Consider the following 19176-nt stretch of genomic DNA (forward strand, 5'->3'; position numbering starts at 1 on the left):
CCATGACCACCGCCGCCCACCGGGCCGCCGCCACCTCACTGCTGCGCTTCGCCACCGCCGGATCCGTCGACGACGGCAAGTCGACCCTGGTCGGCCGGCTGCTGCACGACTCCAGGTCGGTACTGGCCGACCAGCTGGAGGCCGTCGAGCGCGCCTCGGCGAACCGCGGGCAGGACGCCCCCGATCTGGCGCTGCTGACCGACGGCCTGCGCGCCGAGCGCGAGCAGGGCATCACCATCGACGTCGCCTACCGCTACTTCGCCACCGCCCGGCGCCGGTTCGTCCTCGCCGACACCCCCGGGCACGTGCAGTACACCCGCAACATGGTCACCGGCGCCTCCACCGCCGAACTCGCCGTCGTCCTGGTCGACGCCCGCAACGGCGTGGTGGAGCAGACCCGCCGCCATGTCGCCGTCGCCGCACTGCTGCGCGTCCCCCATGTGGTGCTGGCCGTCAACAAGATGGACCTCGTCGGATACGAGGAGTCCGTCTTCGCCGCCATCGCCGCCGAGTTCACCTCCTACGCCGCCTCGCTGGGCGTCGGGGGCGTCGTGGTGATCCCGGTCTCCGCACTGGCCGGAGACAACGTCGTCGAGCCCTCCGCCCGGATGGCCTGGTACGGAGGCCCGACCCTGCTGGAGCACCTGGAGAGCGTCCCGGTCGGCAGCGACCCGAGCCGGGACGCGGCACGCTTCCCGGTCCAGTACGTGATCCGCCCCCAGGGCGTGGAGCATCACGACTACCGCGGCTACGCGGGCCAGTTGGCGTCCGGAGTGCTGCGGGTCGGGGACCGGGTGACGGTACTGCCGTCCGGGCGCACCAGCACGGTCGCGGGCATCGACGTGCTCGGCGAGGAACGGGAGATCGCCTGGGCGCCGCAGTCGGTGACCGTCCGCCTCGCCGACGACCTCGACGTCTCGCGCGGCGACCTGATCGCGGCCCGGGGCCCGGCCCCGCGGCTCACCCGGGACGTCGCGGCGTACGTCTGCCATCTCAGCGAGCAAGAGCTGCGGGTCGGCGCGACGGTGCTGCTCAAGCACACCACCCGCACGGTCCGCGCGGTGGTCAAGGACATCTCGTACCGGATCGACATCGACACGCTCCGACAGCGCCGCGGTGCCACGTCCTTGAAGGTCAACGACATCGGCCATGTGGTGCTGCGCACCGCCGAACCGCTGGCGCTCGATTCCTACGCCGCCAACCGCCGCACCGGCTCGTTCCTGCTGATCGACCCGGCCGAGGGCACGACCCTCACCGCCGGCATGGCGGGCGAGGCCTTCGCGACCGCGGGCACCGGCCAGGGCCCGCGACGTGAGGGGACGGGGCCCGATGCCCGCTGAAGCCGAACGCATCAGGGAGTGAGATCAATGAACTGGAGTTCCGCCTCGCGCCGCATCGCCGTCGTGGGAGCCGGTGCGGCAGGGACGCTGACGGTGGTTCAGCTGCTGCGCCAGGCCGAGAAGGCCCGTCGGGCGGTCGAGATATGGCTGGTCGACCCGGCCGAGGCGGCCGGCCCCGGTGTCGCCTACGGAACAGCCGATCCGCGCCATCTGCTGAATGTGCCGGCCGGCAAGATGAGCGCCTTCCCCGACGATCCCGGGCACTTCCTGCGCTGGCTCACCGGCCGGCGTCCTGACGCCGGTCCCGGTGATTTCGTGCCCCGCCAGGAGTACGGGCAATATCTGGCCGAGGTGCTCCAGCACACCGTCCGGGAATGCGCGCTGGGGCGGCTGCACCGGGTGCGGGAGCGGGTCGTCGCCGTCCGCGAGCAGGGCTCCGGGACGGCGCTGCGGCTCGCGGGCGGGGGCGAACTGCGGGTGGACGCGGCGGTGTTCGCGCTGGGCAACTTCGCCCCGGGCCAGGACTGGGCCGGCACCGAACTGCGGGCCTCGGGGCACTTCGTCGCCGATCCCTGGGCGCCGGGCGCACTGGACCACCTGGCCGGGGCGCAGGACCTGCTGCTGGTCGGCACGGGGCTGACCATGGCCGATCTGGCCGTCACGCTGGCCCGCCCGGACCGGGTGGTGCACGCGGTCTCCCGGCACGGGCTCGTTCCCCAGGAGCATCTGGCCGATCCCTCCCCGCCCGCCGAGCCGCCGGGCCTGGACGCCTCACGCGGTCTGGACACCCTGCGCCGCGACGTGCGCCGGCACCTGGCCGCGAGCCGGCGCGCCTGCGGCGACTGGCGGCCCGGCATGGACGGGCTGCGCGGGGTGACGGCGGCGCTGTGGCAGCAGTTGTCGGCGGCCGACCGGGCGCGCTTCCTCACCGAGGATCTGCGGGCCTGGGAGGTGCACCGGCACCGCATCGCGCCGAGGACGGCGGCCACGCTCCGTGCGCTGCGGGCCGCGGGCCGGCTGCGGACCGGCGCGGCGGAGGTGGTCTACGCGGTGCCGCACCACGGCGTGGTGGTGGTGCGGCTGAGCGACGGACGGACGCTGCGGGTCGGCGCGGTCGTCAACTGCACCGGGGCGCAGACCGACATGCGGCGCACGGGCGATCCGCTGGTGCGGTGCGTGCTGGACCGCGGTTATGCGACGACCGGTCCCGCCGGCCTGGGGTTCGACACGTCGGGCGACGGGCGGCTGGTGCCGGCGGCCGGCCGCGCGGCGCTGCGGCTGTGGACGATCGGGGCCGCGCGGCGCGGGAACCTGCTGGAGACCACGGCGATCCCGGAGATCCGCGCGCAGGCCGCGCAGGTCGCGAGCGGTGTGCTGGCGGCGCTCGCCGGCCGCCGGGTGTCCGGGCCGCGGGACCGCTACGGCCTGAGGCTGAGCACGGGCGCCGAGGCGGCAAAGCTGTACGGGCGGGCGCTGGAGCGGATTCTGGCGGGCCGGGCCGGCGCGGGGGCGCTGCTGAACGAGGCGGTCGGCGTCGATCCGGGGTTCGCGGTCGGTCATGCGACGCTGGCGCTGCTCGGCCACGAGTGCGGGGGCGCCGCGGACGCGTCCGTGGCGCTCGCGGCGGCCCGCCGGGCCGCGTCCCGCCGGGCGGACGAGCGTGAGCGCAGCATGGTGGCGGCGGTGGCGGCGCGTCTGTGCGGCACCGAGGAGCAGGGCAAGGCGGCGCTGCTGGGCCATATCGCCGCCCATCCGCGCGACGCGCTGGTGGTGAGTGCGGCGGTGCCGACCGTCTCCTTCAACGGTGTCACCGGCGCCGAGGAGGCCTGGGCGCTGATCGAGGGGCTGTCCGGCATCTACGGGCAGGACTGGTGGTATCTGGGGCAGCTGGCCTTCGTCCGCCAGGAGCAGGAGCGCTGGCAGGAGGCCGACGCACTGGCCGTGCAGGCGCTGGCGGCGCATCCCGCGGCCGGCCATGCCGTTCATGCCCGGGCGCACGTCTTCTACGAGACCGGTGAGCACCGTGCCGGTCTGGCCTGGCTGGATGAGTGGCTGGACTGCCACGGGGCCGGGGCGAGCCACCGTTCCCATCTGTCCTGGCATGCCGCGCTGCACGAGCTGACCTTGGAGGACCGTGGGGCGCTGCTGCGCCGCTACGACCGGGAACTGGTCGCCTCGCAGGTCAGCGGGGGGCGGCTGCTGGTCGACTCGGCCTCTTTGCTGTGGCGGGCGCGGATGACGGGCAGTTGGAGCGGGGGGCTGCCGCTCGCCGAGCTGCTGGAGGCGGCTCCCCGGGACTGGCTGGAGGCGCCCGCGACGGGGTTCGCCGCGCTGCACGCCGCGCTGGCGTTCGCCGCGGCCGGCGATCTTTCGGGGCTGGGGCGGCTGCGGGCGCATGCGCTGGCGGACGGCCGGGAGGTGTTCTCGCGGGTGATCGCGCCGTTGTGCGACGCGCTTGCGTCCGTGGTCCGCCGGCACTGGCACGAAGCGGTGCTGCGGCTGGGGCCGTTGCTGCCGCTGGTCGCCCGGGTGGGTGCCAGCAAGGCTCAGCACGAGGTGGTGGAGGAGACCCTGCTGCACGCCCTGATCTCGGGCGGCGCGTACGGGCGGGCGGCCGAGCTGCTCACGGCCCGGCTGGAGCGTCGCCCCTCGCCGCTCGACCGCCGGAGGCTGAACGCGGTGGGCGGCCCGCCCGCGGCCCGCGGCCGGGCAACGGCCCTGTCGGCCCGGTGAGTTGGCCGGGCGTCGCCCCGGCGACAGGGCCGGGCGTCGCCCCGGCGGGTGAGGAGGCCTCGCCCCAGGCCCTCGCCCCAGATCCTCGCCCCAGGCCCTCACCGCGGGCGCGGTCTGTGCGGTCCCCGGTCCGTGGCCGCGGGATCAGGTGTTGACGCTCCGGTAGTGCGTGGTGAGCCGTCCCTCGTCGTCCAGGACGTGGAAGGCGAGTGCGGGTGGCTGGTCGAGGTGGACGTGGTCCTCGGGGTGGGCGCGGCGTTCCCAGGGGAGCCGGAGCGTGGAGACCACTCCCGGTGCCACCAGCAGGGGGCGTCCGGCGAAGATGGTCGCCGCCGCGGTGTGGGCGTGCCCGCACAGGAAGGCCGCGAGGTGGGGGTGGCGGTCCGTCAGTGCGGCAAGTCGCTCTGCTCCGAACTGGCGGATGCCGTCGACGAAGGGGGCGTGCAGCAGGGCCGGCGGGTGGTGGAAACCGACCAGGACGGGCGCCTCGGTCTGCGCCAGGACGTCCTCCAGCCACGCCAGGGTCTCGTCCTCGAGGTAGCCCTCGTTCTTGCCCGGCACCGAGGAGTCGCACAGCGCGATGACGAAGTCGGCGGTGCGGTGCACCTGGTTGACCGGTGCCCCCGATGGGGGCCGGCCCAGCAGGAACTCCCGGAACGCCGCGCGGTCGTCGTGGTTGCCGGGGCAGATCATGACCGGGTGCCTGGAGGTCAGCAGGGTGCGGGCCCGCTCGTACTCGGCGGGCAGGGCGTGGTCGGCGATGTCTCCGGTGACCAGGACCGCGTCCAGGTCGCCGGGGAGGTCTTCGAGGTAGTCCATGACAGCCCGGGTGCGCTCGAAGCTGCGCTGTCCGCTGTCGATGTGGGGGTCGCTGAGGTGGGCGATCACGATCAACGCTGGGGTCCTTTCGCCGTGGCGTGCGGGATGTGACCGAGGACGGCCGGGTGGTCCTGGCCGGCGTGGCCCGCGCGCTCGGCGTCGGTGAGCCGGTCCCGGGACGCAGCGGTCAGGCCGGGGCCGAGCCCGGCCTCACCGACCGCGTCGGCGACGGGGCCGGCCGCACGGACCGCGTCGGCGACGGGGCCGACGTCCTTGCGGGCCGGGGCGGGCGCGAAGCGCGCCGGGTGGTCGTGGGCCGCGATCGCCCGGCGTCGACGCGTGGCCTGCTCCGCCGACGGCGTCACTCCCAGCACCTCATATAGGGCCTCCCGCGACAACCCTAGTGCTCCGCCCGTGCCATGGCGTCTGTCCGTGCCGTCGCGCGATGCGGCCGCCCGTATTTCCCGGGGTGCCGTTCGAGAACGGCGCGAGCGGAACTTCACATTCCTTCCAGTGGTATGCGACGCGTCGCCTGTTTCCTCTTGAGGAGGGCCACCCATGGTGGCAGCAGATGGTTTTCCGGCGAAGTGGAGACTGGCATGCGGGCGAGGCGCAGGTCCGCCATGAGATCCATAGGGAAGAGCCTCGGCGAGGGCCTGATGTGGATGGGGTTCGCGTGGAATGCCATGTATCCGCCCCCCGAGTGGACGAATTACGGAATCCCATATGCCGAACAGCCTTGCCTGCCGCCGCTGTCGGAGGAGGAGCTCGCCGAATGGACGGCACTGGTCAAGTATCTGTAGGCGCGGCACATCCTCGAGGAGGAGCGGTCGAGTGCACAGCAATCTGATAGTGGCCAAAATGGATTCTCGTTCGAGTGCCGACGTTGCTCGGCTTTTCACTGCTTTCGACGAGACCGACATGCCGCACCGCATGGGGACCCGGCGACGCCAGCTCTTCATGTTCAACGGCCTGTACTTCCATCTTCAGGACTTCGACGACGACAACGGCGGGGAGCTGATCGAGCGGGCGAAGACCGATCCGCGGTTCAGGCGGATCAGTCAGGACCTCGATCCGTTCATCGACGCCTACGACCCGGCGACCTGGCGCTCCCCCGCGGACGCCATGGCGCGCAGGTTCTACGCCTGGGAGTCGGCGTGAGCGGCCGGCGGGTGGTCGTCACCGGGGTCGGGGTGGCGGCTCCGGGCGGGATCGGGACCAAGAACTTCTGGAGCCTGCTGAGCGAGGGCCGGACGGCGACGCGGGGGATCACGTTCTTCGACCCGTCGCCGTTCCGTTCCCGGGTCGCGGCCGAGATCGACTTCGATCCCTCGGAGCACGGGCTCGGTCCGCAGGAGATCCGGCGCACCGACCGGGCCGCGCAGTTCGCCCTGGTGACGGCCCGTGAGGCACTGGGCGACAGCGGGCTGGACCCGCAGGGCCTGGCGCCGCACCGCCTCGGGGTGGCCATCGGCAGCGCCGTGGGCGCCACCATGGGCCTCGACGAGGAGTACCGGGTGGTCAGTGACGGCGGCCGGCTCGACCTCGTCGACCACCAGTACGCCGTCCCGCATCTGTACAACTACTTCGTGCCGAGCTCGTTCGCCGCCGAGGTCGCCTGGGCGGTCGGCGCCGAGGGGCCCTCGACGGTGGTGTCCACGGGCTGCACCTCGGGCATCGACGCGGTCGGCTACGCGGCCGAACTGATCCGCGACGGCTCGGCCGAGGTGATGATCACCGGTGCCGCGGACGCCCCGATCTCGCCGATCACCATGGCGTGTTTCGACGCGATCAAGGCGACCACACCGCGCAACGACGACCCCGAGCACGCCTCCCGGCCCTTCGACCGCACCCGCAACGGGTTCGTGCTGGGCGAGGGCGCGGCGATGTTCGTCCTGGAGGAGTGGGAGTCGGCGCGCCGGCGCGGCGCCCATGTGTACGCGGAGATCGCCGGATACGCCTCGCGGTGCAACGCCTTCCACATGACCGGCCTGCGTCCCGACGGCAAGGAGATGGCCGAGGCCATCCGCTCGGCGCTGGACGAGGCGCGGATCGGCCCGGACACGGTCGACTACATCAACGCGCACGGCTCGGGGACCAAGCAGAACGACCGGCACGAGACCAGCGCCGTCAAGCGCAGCCTCGGCGAGCACGCCCGCCGGACCCCGATGAGCTCGATCAAGTCGATGGTGGGCCACTCGCTGGGCGCGATCGGCTCGATCGAGATCGCCGCCTGCGTCCTGGCCATGGAGAACAACGTGGTGCCCCCGACAGCGAACCTGCACCATCCCGACCCCGACTGCGACCTCGACTATGTGCCGCTGACCGCGCGCGACTGGCGCACCGACACGGTGCTGACCGTCGGCAGCGGTTTCGGCGGCTTCCAGAGCGCGATGGTCCTCGCCCGACCGGACAGGAAGACAGCCGCATGAGTTCCCAGGTCGTGGTGACCGGCATCGGCATCGTGTCCCCCAACGGCTGCGGCGTGGAGGACTACTGGGACGCCACCCGCGCGTCCCGGAGCGGCATCGGCCGCATCACGCGTTTCGATCCGGAGAGCTACCCCTCCAAGCTGGCCGGACAGATCGACGGGTTCACCGTCGAGGACCATCTGCCCAGCCGGCTCGTCCCGCAGACCGACCGCATGACCCAGCTGGCGCTGGTCGGCGCCGACGACGCCCTGTCCGACGCCGGGGTGAGCACGCGGGAGGCCGACACGCTCGGCATGGGCGTGATGACCGCCAGCACCAGCGGCGGCTTCGAGTTCGGCCAGGGGCAACTGCAGAACCTGTGGAGCAAGGGCAGCCAGTACGTCAGCGCCTACCAGTCCTTCGCCTGGTTCTACGCGGTCAACACCGGCCAGATCTCGATCCGGCACGGTCTGCGCGGTCCCAGCGGGGTGGTGGTCTCCGACCAGGCGGGCGGCCTGGACGCCCTCGCGCACGCGCGCCGGCTGGTCCGCAAGGGCAGCGATCTGATCCTTTCCGGCGGTGTGGACGCCGCCATCTGCCCCTGGGGGTGGGTGGCCCAACTGACCACCGGGAAGCTGAGCCGCGAGGAACGCCCGGACCGGGCCTACCTCCCCTTCGACGCCGACGCCGGCGGATACGTGCCCGGTGAGGGCGGAGCCCTGCTGATCCTGGAGGACGCCGACGCCGCCCGCCGACGCGGCGCCGCCCGCGTCTACGGCGAGATCAGCGGCTACGGGGCCACGTTCGACCCGCGTCCGGGCAGCGGGCGCGAGCCGGCGCTGCGCAAGGCCGTCGAGATCGCGCTGGACGACGCGGGCCTGTCGCCGCATCAGATCGACGTCGTCTTCGCCGACGCGGCCGGCGTCCCCGAACTCGACCGGACCGAGGCGGACGCGATCACCGCGGTGTTCGGGCCCCGGGCGGTGCCCGTCACCGCGCCCAAGACCATGACGGGACGGCTCGGGTCGGGCGCCGCCCCGCTGGACGTCGCCACCGCCCTGCTGGCCATGCGGGACTCGGTGATCCCGCCGACGGTGAACGTCACGCCCGCCCCCGGCTACGGCCTGGACCTGGTCACCGCGCCCCGGCACACCCCCGTGTCCACGGCGCTCGTCCTGGCCCGGGGCCACGGCGGCTTCAACTCCGCACTCGTCCTGCGCTCCACCGACTGAACATCCCCCAAGACAAGGAGCCCAGGGTGACCACCACCGGGTCGGCCACAGCTCAACCGCCCGCGCAGAAGCGACGCATCCTCAGGCTGTTCGGCCCGTACCGCAAGAGCCTGCTGTTCGTCGCGTTCCTGGTCGCGGCCTCGTCCCTGGTCTCCCTCGTCAACCCGTTCCTGATCCGCGCGATCATGGACGTGGCGCTGCCGCAGGGCAGGACCGGTCTGCTGTCGCTGCTGGCCCTCGGCATGATCATCGTGTCGATCGCCACCAGCTCGTTCAACGTCTGGCAGACCCATGTCTCCGCCAGGGTCGGCCAGCTCGTCATGCACGACCTGCGCACCGCCGTGTACGCGCACCTGCAGCGCATGTCGCTGGCCTTCTTCACCCGGACCCGTACCGGCGAGGTGCAGTCCCGCATCGCCCACGACATCGGCGGGATGCAGGTCACCGTGACGACCACCGCCACGGCGCTGGTCTCCGACCTGACGATCGTCATCGCCACGACCACCGCCATGACCCTGCTCGACTGGCGGCTCACGATCGCCTCCCTGGTCATGCTCCCGGCGTTCGTGTGGGTGAGCCGCCATGTCGGGGACGAGCGCCGCGCCATCACCCGTGACCGGCAGCGCCAGTTCGCCGACCTGTCCTCGATGGTGCAGGAGTCGCTGTCGGTCAGCGGGATCATGCTCGGCCACACCATGGGCCGGTCCCGCTCGCTGACCGACACCTTCGCCGCGCAGTCCCGCAACCTCACCGACATCGAGGTCCGCGCGAGCACGGCGGGCCTGTGGTACCAGTCGACGATCTGGATCGTCATGGCCTCCATGCCCGCGGTCATCTACGAGGTCGCGGGACTGACCGCGCACGGCGGGCAGATGGCGATCTCACTGGGCTCCCTGGTCGCCTTCACCACCTTGCAGCAGACCCTGTTCCGGCCGGCGCAGCGGCTGCTGACCATCGGGCTGGACATCCAGAGCTCACTGGAACTGTTCGCCCGTATCTTCGAGTACCTCGACCTGCCCGTCGACGTCGCCGAGCCGCAGCACCCCGTCGTGCCCGCCGCGCTGTGGGGCGACGTGCGCCTGCAGGGCGTCGGCTTCTCCTACGCGGGGGCGAAGCGGCCGACGCTGGAGGGGGTCGACGTGAACGTCCCCGCCGGGCACAGCCTGGCGATCGTCGGGGAGACCGGCTCGGGCAAGACCACCCTCAGCTATCTCGTGCCCCGGCTGTACGACGCGACGGCCGGCACCGTCACCATCGACGGTGTCGACGTGCGCGACCTGTCCTTCGACACGCTGGCCGCCGCGGTCGGCGTGGTCTCCCAGGAGACCTACCTCTTCCACGCCTCGGTCGCCGACAACCTCCGCTTCGCCAAGCCCGACGCGAGCGAGGAGGAACTCGTCGCGGCGGCGAAGATCGCACACATCCACGACTATCTGATGTCGCTGCCCGACGGCTACGACACGGTGGTCGGCGAGCGCGGCTACCGGTTCTCCGGCGGGGAGAAGCAGCGCCTGGCGATCGCCCGCGCCATCCTGCGCGACCCGCCCGTCCTGGTCCTCGACGAAGCCACCAGCGCCCTGGACACCCATACCGAGCAGGCCGTGCAGCAGGCCATCGACGCCGCCAGCGAGGGCCGTACCACCATCACCGTCGCCCACCGCCTGTCGACCATCCGCGACGCCGACGAGATCATCGTGCTGGAACAGGGCCGCATCACCGAGCGCGGCACCCACGACGAACTCCTCGCCCTCGGCGGCCGCTACGCCGCACTGGTCCACCGCGACACCGAGATGGCCACCCTGTAGACCGGGCCGGCAGCCCCGTGGCGGAGCGGAGTCCGGGCCTGGAGCGGAGTTCGAGCCTCTATGGAGCGGCCGTCCCTAACGTCGCGGGGATGGAGACTGCATCTGCCGGAACACCGGAGCGGCCCGAGGGGCCGCCCCACGTCAACCGCCGCACCCTGCTGCGGGGCGGCGCCGTCGCGGGCCTGGGCGCCCTGGTGGGCTCCGCGCCCGTGTTCGCCGCGCCCGTCGGCGCGGCGGACACGGGCGGGCCCGAGCCGTCGGCGGCCGAACTGAAGCTGGCCAAGTTCGCCGACCCGCTGCGGATACCGCCGGTGCTGCGCCCGCGCGAGCGCGGCGACCACGACGAGCTGACGGTGCGCATGCGCACCGCCGACGTCACCGTGCACTCGCAGCTCCCGCCGGTGCGGATGTGGACCTACGAGGGCGCCTACCCCGGTCCGACGATCGAGACGGTCCGCGGCCGCCGGCTCCGGGTCGCCTGGGAGAACCGTCTGACGGGCAGCCTGCCGGTCACCGCCGTCGACTTCGGCCTGGCCACCGGCCCCTCCCCCGACCCGCTGTCCAACTACCCCGGCACCCAGGGCTGCCAGGAGGTGTCCGGGGTGGCCGGCCTGGAGCCCTGGGCCGCGGTGCACCTGCACGGCATGCTGACCGGCGGCGGCAACGACGGCTGGATGGAGAACCTGCTGGCCCCCGGCGACGTCCAGCTGTCGGCGTACCCGAACGACCAGGCCGCCACCACGCTCTGGTACCACGACCACACCCATCACGTGAGCCGCTTCAGTGTGTTCGCGGGCCTGGCGGGCCTGTTCATCTCCCGCGACGCGCAGGAGCGGGCGCTGGACCTGCCCTCCGGCCGGCACGAGGTGCCGCTGGTCATCAGCGACCGCAACTTCGACACCGACGCCTCCGGCGCCCTGACCGGCCGGCTGCTGCACAAGGTGGAGATGGTCGGCGCGCAGCGCCTCATGCGCCCGCACGCGGGCCCCTACACCCTGGTCAACGGGGTCATCTGGCCCTATCTCGAGGTCGACCCGCGCTGGTACCGGTTCCGGATCGTCAACACCGCGAACTCCCGGATCTACCGGCTGATGCTGCTGGCCGACGGCCGGCCCGTGGCGGGCGCGCTGCAGGTGATCGGGACCGACCAGGGGCTGCTCGGCGAGCCGCTCGCGGTCGAGGGGGCGCTCAACCTCTCCCCCGGCGAACGCGCCGACGTCCTGGTCGACTTCCGGGCGTTCGGCGGGCAGACGCTCAAGCTGGTCAACACGCTGCAGGGCGTCACGCCGGGCGAGTCGAACAGGCGCAACGACCTGCTGGAGCCCGATGTGATGCAGTTCCGTGTCGCCGACCGCAGGCCCTCCACCCGGTTCACGCTGCCGAAGGTCCTCTCCCCCACCTTCACCCGGGTCGGCCACCACGACCTGCCGCACGACCAGGCCCCGCGCTGGGTGGTGCTGGTCGGCCCCGGCGCGCAGAACATGCCCGAGCTGTGGGAGATGGAGGAGACCGACGCGCAGGGCATCACGCTGCCCGCCGCCGGGATCGTCCAGGTCAAGGACGCCGACGGCACCCTCACCACGCTGCGCCGGACGGCGATGGCCTACGACGACGGCGCGACGTTCACCGCGGCGCACCAGGGCGTGGAGGTCTGGAAGTACCTCAACCTGGCCGCCTCCCCCCACCCCATGCACATCCACCTGGCGCACTTCCAGGTGCTGTCCCGCGAGAACTACGACATCAGTGGCTTCGACCGGGTCACCCGCGGCTCGGCCAGACCGATCGCGTTCAAGGCGGCGGGCGAGCTGGAGGCGCACGAGCTCGGGGAGAAGGACACGATCCGGGTGGGGACGGCCGGCCAGATCGTCCCCGGCCCGAACGGCACGCCGGGCGAACTGGTCACCGTGGCGGTCCGCTTCCCCGTCGTCGGCCGGGGCGTGCACCACTGCCACATGCTGGAGCACGAACAGCACATGGTGCGCCCGCTGGTGGTCAGCCCCGCCGCCCATCTGAACGCGGGCGGCCACCATCACTGACCGCGCACAAAAAAAACTGGGAGGCGCCACGCGGGCGCCTTCCCGGTCGAAGCCGACGGCGAGGAAAGCGAAAGGACTTGTTTCGGGAAAGGAGTGACTCCTCCCTCCGGATAAATCCGGGGGGCTTCTCCTGTCGGTGGCTAGGCCACGTCGGGAAGGACCAGCCCGGCCCTGACAGCGACGTTGAGTGCGCCGACCGTGTCGGCGTTGGCGGTGTGCCCGCACTTCACGCACTCGAACTTCTCCTGTGCGGCGCGGTTCTCGCCGGACACGTGCCCGCAGGCAGGGCAGGTACGGGAGGTGTTGCGGGGGTCCACGGGAACCAGCATGCGACCGGCGCTTTCAGCCGTCGGCAGCCATTGCGCGAACAGTCCCTGGCCAGGCATGATGCCCCGCGTTGTTCGTGCGGCAGGGGTGGAACAGCTGTGAACCAGGAAGCCCGCATTGGCGGAGCGGAATCGTCGGGAATGGTCGGCCGAGTCCGCTATCGGGCTTCGTGGCAGCAGTCCCTGCCACTGGGCCTGCTCCTCGGCGCCGCCGTGCTGATGCAGTTGTCGAACCCCTTGCTGTGGGCGCACCAGCTGCCCGGCCTGCCGTCCGAGTCGCGGGTCCTGGCCATGGTGCTGCCGTTCTTCGTCACGCTCGAACTGTGGGTGCTGAGCCGCTACGTCGGGGTAACCCTGACCCCTGAGGCGGTCGTCGTCCACAACCTGCGACGCCGGACCATCCCGTGGACCAACGTGGCCGAGGTCGCGGTCGAGCCGTTCACCGGCGGACGGCGGGTGGTCCTCTACGAGACGGATGGACGCCGCACCCCGCTACGAATGCCCAGCTCCGGTTTCCTGTCCCGCGACCGCCGGTTTGACGACAAGGTCGCGACCATCCGAAGCTGGTGGCTTGCCAACGGCGGCGCGGCCCAAGTCGAGGACACAGCTGGTGAACTCGGCGCCTGGGGGCATACCTACGGCCGGCTGCCCGAGCGACTGGGCATGCGACCTGCGCCAAGCCGGTCGGTGCCCACGGTCCTGCTGCTCGGCTGGCTTGCGGCTGATGCGGTGATGGCGGGGTTCGCCGAGGGGCCTGGCGCTGATCACCCGACGCTCCTTGGCCGCACGCTCGGCGCACTCGTCGCGATCTCGCTGCTGCTGGGCGCGGGCTTCCTGAGCTTCGGTAGAGGCGTCATCCTCACTGCCGACCACCTGGTCATACGAGGGCTGCGGCCCCGAACCGTTGCCTGGGACGAGATTCAAGGGATCGCCGTCGAGCGCCACCGCGGCGGGCGCAGGCTAGTCATCCTTGAAGCGAGCAGTCGCCGAACGCCACTGCCAGTACCGCGTGTCGGACGCATGCTCTGGGACTCGGAGTTCGAAGCCAAGATCCAAACGCTACGTCACTGGTGGCGCACCCACGCGGAGATTGGCACGACCCCGACCGAAGCGGCGCTCCGACCCTCGGACCAGCCACCGCTCCTTCCCTACCGCGGACCGCGTCTGTGGCAGAAGGGAGTGTTGGCCCTGGCCTGCATCGTCCTCGGCTACGAGATCCTCCTGTCAGTTCTAGTCGGAGCTCTGTTCCTCACCGCCGGTCAGTGAGAAAACCTCAGCGGTCCGCAAGCGGCAGCATTCAGACCTGCCGACGCCCCCACCCCATGCCGGGCAGCGCGCGTCCTCGAACCGGCCCGTCACACGCGCCGGTGCCCGCGCCGATGAACTGGCGCGGGCACCCGGGGCAGGCGGGCCGTTCAGGGGTTGAGGACCCAGGCGGAGGGGTGGGCGGTGAAGCCGATGTGCGGGTAGTAGTCGGCCGCGGCGGGCGCCGACAGCAGGACGATCTTGGCCTGGGGTGCCTCCTTGCGGGTCGCGTCGATGAGCTGCCGGCCGATGCCGGTGCGCTGGTAGGCGCGGACGACGGCGATGTCGGACAGGTAGGTCACGTAGGAGAAGTCCGAGACGCTGCGCGCGATGCCGACCAGTTCGCCGTCGACGCGGCAGGTGAGCACCAGGTTGGCGCCTCGGACCATGGCGGCCATGCGCTGGGTGTCCTTAACGGGCCGGCGTTCGCCGAGGCCCGACTCCTCGTAGACCCGCAGCACGTCCTCGAGGTCGAGGTCGGATCCGTTCTCCCGCTCAATGCTCCAGCTCACTGATGTCCTCCGAGGATGCGTCGGCCTTCGGGCTGGGGAGGTATCGGACTCCTGCGGGGCAGGGCAGGAAAGGGTGAGTAACCGTCAGGGCGATTCGGTGTCCGCCGCAGCGGCGTGGTGATCGCCCTCGATGCGGTGGACGATTGCGGAGTCGAGTGACCGCCGGCTGGCCTTGGCCGTGAGCCAGGCGTGGAGGTCGGCGGGCAGGCGGAGGGTGATGCCGGTTTCTTCACGATTCATGCCTCCCGGCGTAGTGGTGCGGTGGCAGCATGACGACATGGCGACACCAGATGGTGCGGGGGAGGCCGGGCACGCCCGGTACACCTACCGCCTTCGGGTGTCGTCCACCGCACTTGCCCGCCTGGATGCCGAGTGGGCGCGCTGCCGGTGGGTGTGGAACGAATGCGTGGCGATGTCCCGCAAGGTCCACGGCCTGAACAGGAACACCGCCCAGAAGGTGACGTGCGGTCCCGCGCAGCTGGACAAGATGCTGACCGGGGCCCGTGGCGCGATGGCGTGGCTGCGCGAGGGCAGTTCGGTGCCGCAGCAGCAGATGATCCGGGACTTCGCGAAGTCCCGCGCGAAGGCACTTAAGGACATCAAGGCCCAGCTGCCGATGCGCCGGCGGGCCGGGATGCCCCGGATCAAGCGCAAGCGCGAGGCGCTGGTGTCGCTGAACTACACCCGGCGCGGCTTCCGCATGAGGGAGGGCCGGCTGCATCTCGCGGGTGGCGTCGTGTTGACCGTGGTGTGGTCCCGCGGCCTGCCCTGCGAGGCGACGTCGGTGCGCGTGTACCGGGACAGCCTCGGCCACTGGTACGCCTCGTTCGTCGTGCAGGCGGTCGTCGAGCCGCTGCCCGCCACGGGACGCGCGATCGGCATCGACTGGGGCGTGAAGCAGACCGCCACCACCACCAGCGACGCCCACGACCTGCCCCACCCGCAACACGGCAGGACCGCCGCGGCGAAGCTGGCCCGCTACCAGCGACAGATGGCCCGCCGCCGGACGCCGAAGAACCGCCCCGACACCAGCGGCTACCGCACGGCCCGCAACGCAGCGGCGAAGGTCTCCAGGAAGATCGCCCGACAGCGCCAGGACACCGGCCGCAAGTGGGCCAAGACCGTGGTCCGCGACTTCGACCACCTTGCGGTCGAGGACTTCCGCCCGAAGTTCCTCGCCAAGTCCACCATGGCCCGCAAGGCCGCCGACGCCGCCGTCAGCGCCACCAAGAATGCGCTGATCGAGATGGCCCGCAAGCACGGGCGCACCGTGCATCTGGTCGACCCCGCGCACACGACCATGGACTGCGCACGGTGCGGAGCGAGAGCCAAGCACGCACTGCCCCTCTCTGAACGAACGTATACGTGCATCGCGTGCAAAGCGGTGTCCCCCAGGGACAAGAACTCCGCCCGCGTGATGCTCGTCCGGGCTGGTCCCAACCCGGCTGGTGCTGATCTTGTAAGCCCCGCCACCTGCTAGGTGTCGGGCGAAGTGAGCCAGGAATCCCCCTCCTTCAGGACGGGGAGGAGTCAAGCAGCTTGTCCAATCGCTTGCGGATGACGTCGTGGTGGGTCAGGAAGCGCTCGGGGGTCAGCGGGCCGGTCTCGATGCCCTGGGCCCGCAGGCCGGCGAGGAAGTCCTCGCTGTTGGCGGCGTCCTGGATCGTGCGGTAGGTGCGTTCGCGCTCGCTGCCGGCTTCCAGCAGGTCCGCGAGGACGGCCGAGCTGTAGGCCAGTCCGCCGCTCTGGTCGATCGCGGCGCGCATCCGGTCGGGGAAGACCTGCAGCCCTTGTACGAGGCCGGTGGCCGCGGTGACCTGGTAGTGCGCGACGGTCAGCGCGTCCGGCAGGACGACCCGTTCGACGGAGGAGTGCGACAGGTCCCGCTCGTGCCACAGCGCCACGTTCTCCAGCATCGCGCCGGCGTATCCGCGCAGCAGCCTGGCCAGCCCGGTCAACCGCTCGCCCGTGGTCGGGTTGCGTTTGTGGGGCATGGCGCTGGAGCCCTGGTAGGCGGCGGTGCGGGGTTCTTCCACCTCGCGGACCTCGGTGCGCGACAGCAGCCGCATCTCGACGGCGATCTGTTCGACGCAGGCGCCGAGTGCGGCGATCGCCTGGACGAGCTGGGCGTGCCGGTCGCGGGCCACGACCTGGCTGGGTGCCTCTTCCACGCCCAGGCCCAGGGCGGCGCACACGTGTTCCTCGACGAAGGGGTCGATCAGAGCGTAGGTGCCGACGGAGCCGGAGATGGTTCCCACCGCGACCTGTTCGCGTGCGTCGGTCAGCCGGCGGATCGAGCGGTCGATCGCGAAGGCGAATCCGGCGAGTTTGTGGCCGAAGGTGGTGGGTTCGGCGTGCATGCCGTGGGTGCGTCCGATGCACGCCGTGTCCCAGTGCTGGGACGCCTTGTCGACCAGGGCCGTGCGCAGCCGGCCGGCGGCGTCGGTCAGCAGGTCGCAGGCCCGGGCGAGGGTGTGCCCGAGGGCAGTGTCCACGAGGTCGTAGCTCGTCATGCCCAGGTGCACCCAGCGGGCGGAGTCGTCCGGCATGTCCTCGCAGTAGGCGGCGAGGAAGGAGAGGATCTCGTGGTCGCGTTCGCGTTCGAGTTCGGCGACGTGTGCCGCCGTGGGCACCCTGGCCCGGCGGATGTCGGCGAGGGCGCTGTCGGGGACCCGTCCGAGCAGCGCCTGTGCCTCGGAGGCCAGCACCTCCACCCGGGCCCAGGTGGTGTAGCGGGCCTGGTCGGACCAGAGTTCGGCCATCTCCGGCAGGGCGTAGCGGGAAATCATGGCCGTGGTACCTCCTCGTCGGGGAATCGGGTCACCGGGTGCACGGGGTGTGCGGGCCCGGTGCACCGGTGGTCAGGCGGCCTTGCGGATGATCTCCACGGATCCGGAGTCCAGGAGGGTGCGGACGGCGTCCTCACCGCCGGCGACGTCCAGGTCCATGTCGTGGAGGCGGTCGATGACGGACCGGATGACCTTGTCCGACTGCGTCTCCTTGGAGCCCTCCCAGACCAGCTCCGGGAAAACGGTCAGATAGACCTTGTCGTTTCCCTGCGTGAAGATATTCACTTCCATGACGTCACGGAGAGCCATTCGGGCGTTGTAGATCAAGTTGTTCATGTGTGCCACCGACTTTCGGTATCCATTTTTTTGGGGCTTACTCGCCACACGTTCCGACCTCATGATGGTCAGCCGCCGGGGGCTGCGCAATGTTCGATGTTGCCGCGGTGACGGATGCGGAACGGGCCTGGCATACGCCTTGTTCAACTGCGCGGAATCCGCAATTGAACGTGCTTGCCATTTGAGGATGTTTGACAGAGAAAGGGCGCGTTGCGGACCATCGGTGATGTTCGTCAATGCGTTTGGCCGCGTCTCACGAAAAGCATCCGGAGTGCCATGAAAATCCTGTTCATAACCACGGGCAGTCAGGCCACCTACTATGCCGCTGCCCCGCTGGCGACGGCCGCGCGGAACGCGGGCCATCAGGTCATATTGGCCGCCCACGAACCGTGGGTGGAAACAGCGGAGGCCATCGGACTTCCCACGTTCTGCTTCACCGTGGACCCGATCCGGCACTTCATGCGGGTCACCAACCCGGGCAAGGGCCTGCGGTTCCCCCGGGAGCTGGGGGACCAGGAGATGTTCGGGCAGGGCCGCGGCTTCGCGCAGATGGGCCTGGCCGGGGTGAAGTCCCTGCTGGAGCTGGCGAAGGACTGGACCCCGGACGTGGTCGTCGGCAGCTCGCAGAGCTACGCGGCGATGCTGCTCGCCGCCCACCTCAAGGTCCCCTACGTCCGCCAGGTCGAGTACCTGGGGATCCCGCTCACCGGCATCGACCCCGGCGCCGAGGAGGAGCTGCGGCCCGAGCTGGAGCGCCTGGGCCTGGACGGGCTGCTCAAGCCCGACCTGCTCCTGGACTCCACCCCGCCGTCGCTGCGGCCGGCCCACGACCCCGCCGCGCAGCCGCTGCGCTGGATCCCCTCCAACCCGCAGCGCCGGCTCGAGCGCTGGATGTACACCCGTCCCGAGGGCCGCCGCCGTGTGCTGATCACCTCGGGGTTCCGCAGCCTGATGTTCCGCGAGCCGGGCTGGTCCATGCCGCTGCTGGTCAGTGAGCTGAACAAGCTGGGGGCCGAGGTGCTGATCGCGGCCTCCCCGGGCGCGGCCGAGCGGTTCGGCTCGGAGCTGGGCGACGCGCGGGTCGGCTGGATCCCGATCGATGTCGCCGCCGCCACCTGTGACCTGGCGGTCCATCACGGCGGTGCGACCACCGCCACGACGCTGATGGCCAACGGCGTGCCGCAGCTGATCATCCCGGAGAACCCGCCGGAGTTCCCGCCGAACTACCACCGCGAGGCCATCGCCGGGGCCATCAGCGGCTTCGGCGCCGGCAAGACGCTGTGGCCGCAGGCGCAGGAGCCGGACAAGGAGCCCGGCACGGTGATCGCCGCGGCGTGCCGGGAACTGCTGGAGAACCCGAGCTACACCGAGCGGACGCAGTTCCTCGCCAAGGAGATCTCGACGCTCCCCACGCCGGCCGAGACCGTGCCCCGGCTGGAGGCGCTGGTCTGACGGCGGGTCCGTCCGGCGGCTTGAGAGCGCCATCGCCCTGGGACCGCGGAGAGTTTCTCCGCGGTCCCAGGGCGATGTGC

Annotated in this window: 16 protein-coding genes and 1 pseudogene; 10 read left to right on the plus strand and 7 right to left on the minus strand. The window is 71.4% G+C overall.

The window, feature by feature from the left end; genetic code table 11:
- The first annotated feature begins 2 nt into the window (after positions 1-2).
- On the plus strand, positions 3-1340 hold the full coding sequence (locus tag ABZX90_RS34525) for a GTP-binding protein (RefSeq protein ID WP_355211581.1): 1338 nt from the start codon (positions 3-5) through the stop codon (positions 1338-1340).
- A 27-nt stretch (positions 1341-1367) separates the two neighbouring features.
- Positions 1368-4073 carry an FAD/NAD(P)-binding protein gene (locus tag ABZX90_RS34530; RefSeq protein ID WP_355211584.1) on the plus strand — a complete coding sequence of 902 codons (2706 nt, stop codon included), beginning with the start codon at positions 1368-1370 and terminating at the stop codon, positions 4071-4073.
- Positions 4074-4217: 144 nt separating this feature from the next.
- Here ABZX90_RS34530 and ABZX90_RS34535 read toward each other — a convergent pair whose 3' ends face one another.
- Positions 4218-4967 (minus strand): metallophosphoesterase, encoded by a 750-nt coding sequence (locus ABZX90_RS34535; RefSeq protein ID WP_355211587.1) that lies wholly within the window; start codon positions 4965-4967, stop codon positions 4218-4220.
- Positions 4964-5257, minus strand: a complete 294-nt coding sequence (locus ABZX90_RS34540; RefSeq protein ID WP_355211590.1) for a hypothetical protein — start codon at positions 5255-5257, stop codon at positions 4964-4966. The genes ABZX90_RS34535 and ABZX90_RS34540 overlap by 4 nt, the downstream gene beginning before the upstream one ends.
- Before the next feature lie 469 nt (positions 5258-5726).
- On the opposite strand from ABZX90_RS34540, the gene ABZX90_RS34545 reads away from it, so the two are divergent.
- The 5 genes from ABZX90_RS34545 (at position 5727) to ABZX90_RS34565 (ending at position 12376) form a co-directional block, all read left to right on the plus strand.
- A complete protein-coding gene (locus ABZX90_RS34545) occupies positions 5727-6053 on the plus strand; it encodes a TcmI family type II polyketide cyclase (RefSeq protein WP_351125668.1) in 327 nt (108 codons plus the stop codon).
- Entirely contained in the window at positions 6050-7324 is a 1275-nt protein-coding gene (locus tag ABZX90_RS34550) for a beta-ketoacyl-[acyl-carrier-protein] synthase family protein (protein WP_351125671.1), read from the plus strand. The genes ABZX90_RS34545 and ABZX90_RS34550 overlap by 4 nt, the downstream gene beginning before the upstream one ends.
- Positions 7321-8535: a ketosynthase chain-length factor gene (locus ABZX90_RS34555; protein ID WP_351125674.1), complete on the plus strand. Its 1215-nt coding sequence runs from the start codon at positions 7321-7323 to the stop codon at positions 8533-8535. Before ABZX90_RS34550 ends, ABZX90_RS34555 begins: the two co-directional genes overlap by 4 nt.
- Positions 8536-8561: 26 nt before the next feature.
- Complete coding sequence (locus tag ABZX90_RS34560) at positions 8562-10340, plus strand: ABC transporter ATP-binding protein (protein ID WP_351125677.1); 1779 nt, start codon at positions 8562-8564, stop codon at positions 10338-10340.
- Between the two features lie 89 nt (positions 10341-10429).
- Positions 10430-12376, plus strand: a complete 1947-nt coding sequence (locus tag ABZX90_RS34565) for a multicopper oxidase domain-containing protein (protein WP_355211595.1) — start codon at positions 10430-10432, stop codon at positions 12374-12376.
- Positions 12377-12516: 140 nt separating this feature from the next.
- Here the strand turns inward: ABZX90_RS34565 and ABZX90_RS34570 are convergent.
- Positions 12517-12723 (minus strand): annotated as a pseudogene (locus ABZX90_RS34570) (zinc ribbon domain-containing protein); the annotation flags it as partial.
- A 78-nt stretch (positions 12724-12801) separates the two neighbouring features.
- On the opposite strand from ABZX90_RS34570, the gene ABZX90_RS34575 reads away from it, so the two are divergent.
- Positions 12802-13968, plus strand: coding sequence for a hypothetical protein (locus ABZX90_RS34575; protein ID WP_355211598.1), 1167 nt, complete (start codon positions 12802-12804; stop codon positions 13966-13968).
- A 149-nt stretch (positions 13969-14117) separates the two neighbouring features.
- Here ABZX90_RS34575 and ABZX90_RS34580 read toward each other — a convergent pair whose 3' ends face one another.
- Both ABZX90_RS34580 and ABZX90_RS34585 read right to left on the minus strand, forming a co-directional pair.
- Entirely contained in the window at positions 14118-14519 is a 402-nt protein-coding gene (locus ABZX90_RS34580) for a GNAT family N-acetyltransferase (RefSeq protein ID WP_351125686.1), read from the minus strand.
- Between the two features lie 84 nt (positions 14520-14603).
- Complete coding sequence (locus ABZX90_RS34585; protein WP_351125689.1) at positions 14604-14759, minus strand: hypothetical protein; 156 nt, start codon at positions 14757-14759, stop codon at positions 14604-14606.
- Positions 14760-14796: 37 nt separating this feature from the next.
- Between ABZX90_RS34585 and ABZX90_RS34590 the strand changes: the two genes are divergently transcribed.
- Positions 14797-15999, plus strand: coding sequence for a transposase (locus tag ABZX90_RS34590; RefSeq protein ID WP_355211603.1), 1203 nt, complete (start codon positions 14797-14799; stop codon positions 15997-15999).
- 34 nt (positions 16000-16033) lie between these two features.
- Here the strand turns inward: ABZX90_RS34590 and purB are convergent, their stop codons facing one another.
- Both purB and ABZX90_RS34600 read right to left on the minus strand, forming a co-directional pair.
- A complete protein-coding gene (gene purB, locus ABZX90_RS34595; protein ID WP_355211606.1) occupies positions 16034-17308 on the minus strand; it encodes an adenylosuccinate lyase in 1275 nt (424 codons plus the stop codon).
- Between the two features lie 72 nt (positions 17309-17380).
- Positions 17381-17644, minus strand: coding sequence for a hypothetical protein (locus ABZX90_RS34600; protein ID WP_351125697.1), 264 nt, complete (start codon positions 17642-17644; stop codon positions 17381-17383).
- 276 nt (positions 17645-17920) lie between these two features.
- On the opposite strand from ABZX90_RS34600, the gene ABZX90_RS34605 reads away from it, so the two are divergent.
- Entirely contained in the window at positions 17921-19096 is a 1176-nt protein-coding gene (locus ABZX90_RS34605; RefSeq protein WP_351125700.1) for a nucleotide disphospho-sugar-binding domain-containing protein, read from the plus strand.
- The last annotated feature ends 80 nt before the right edge of the window (positions 19097-19176 follow it).

This window comes from Streptomyces sp. NPDC002935 (genome assembly GCF_040611295.1).
Taxonomy (GTDB): Bacteria; Actinomycetota; Actinomycetes; order Streptomycetales; family Streptomycetaceae; genus Streptomyces.

What these genes read in the sequence shown, in the direction of transcription:
- ABZX90_RS34605 (WP_351125700.1), top strand. Translation starts at nt 17,921, where the DNA reads ATGAAAATCCTGTTCATAACCACGGGCAGTCAGGCCACCTACTATGCC.
- purB (WP_355211606.1), bottom strand. Translation starts at nt 17,308, where the DNA reads ATGATTTCCCGCTACGCCCTGCCGGAGATGGCCGAACTCTGGTCCGAC.
- ABZX90_RS34525 (WP_355211581.1), top strand. Translation starts at nt 3, where the DNA reads ATGACCACCGCCGCCCACCGGGCCGCCGCCACCTCACTGCTGCGCTTC.
- ABZX90_RS34600 (WP_351125697.1), bottom strand. Translation starts at nt 17,644, where the DNA reads ATGAACAACTTGATCTACAACGCCCGAATGGCTCTCCGTGACGTCATG.
- ABZX90_RS34565 (WP_355211595.1), top strand. Translation starts at nt 10,430, where the DNA reads ATGGAGACTGCATCTGCCGGAACACCGGAGCGGCCCGAGGGGCCGCCC.
- ABZX90_RS34585 (WP_351125689.1), bottom strand. Translation starts at nt 14,759, where the DNA reads ATGAATCGTGAAGAAACCGGCATCACCCTCCGCCTGCCCGCCGACCTC.
- ABZX90_RS34555 (WP_351125674.1), top strand. Translation starts at nt 7,321, where the DNA reads ATGAGTTCCCAGGTCGTGGTGACCGGCATCGGCATCGTGTCCCCCAAC.
- ABZX90_RS34530 (WP_355211584.1), top strand. Translation starts at nt 1,368, where the DNA reads ATGAACTGGAGTTCCGCCTCGCGCCGCATCGCCGTCGTGGGAGCCGGT.
- ABZX90_RS34590 (WP_355211603.1), top strand. Translation starts at nt 14,797, where the DNA reads ATGGCGACACCAGATGGTGCGGGGGAGGCCGGGCACGCCCGGTACACC.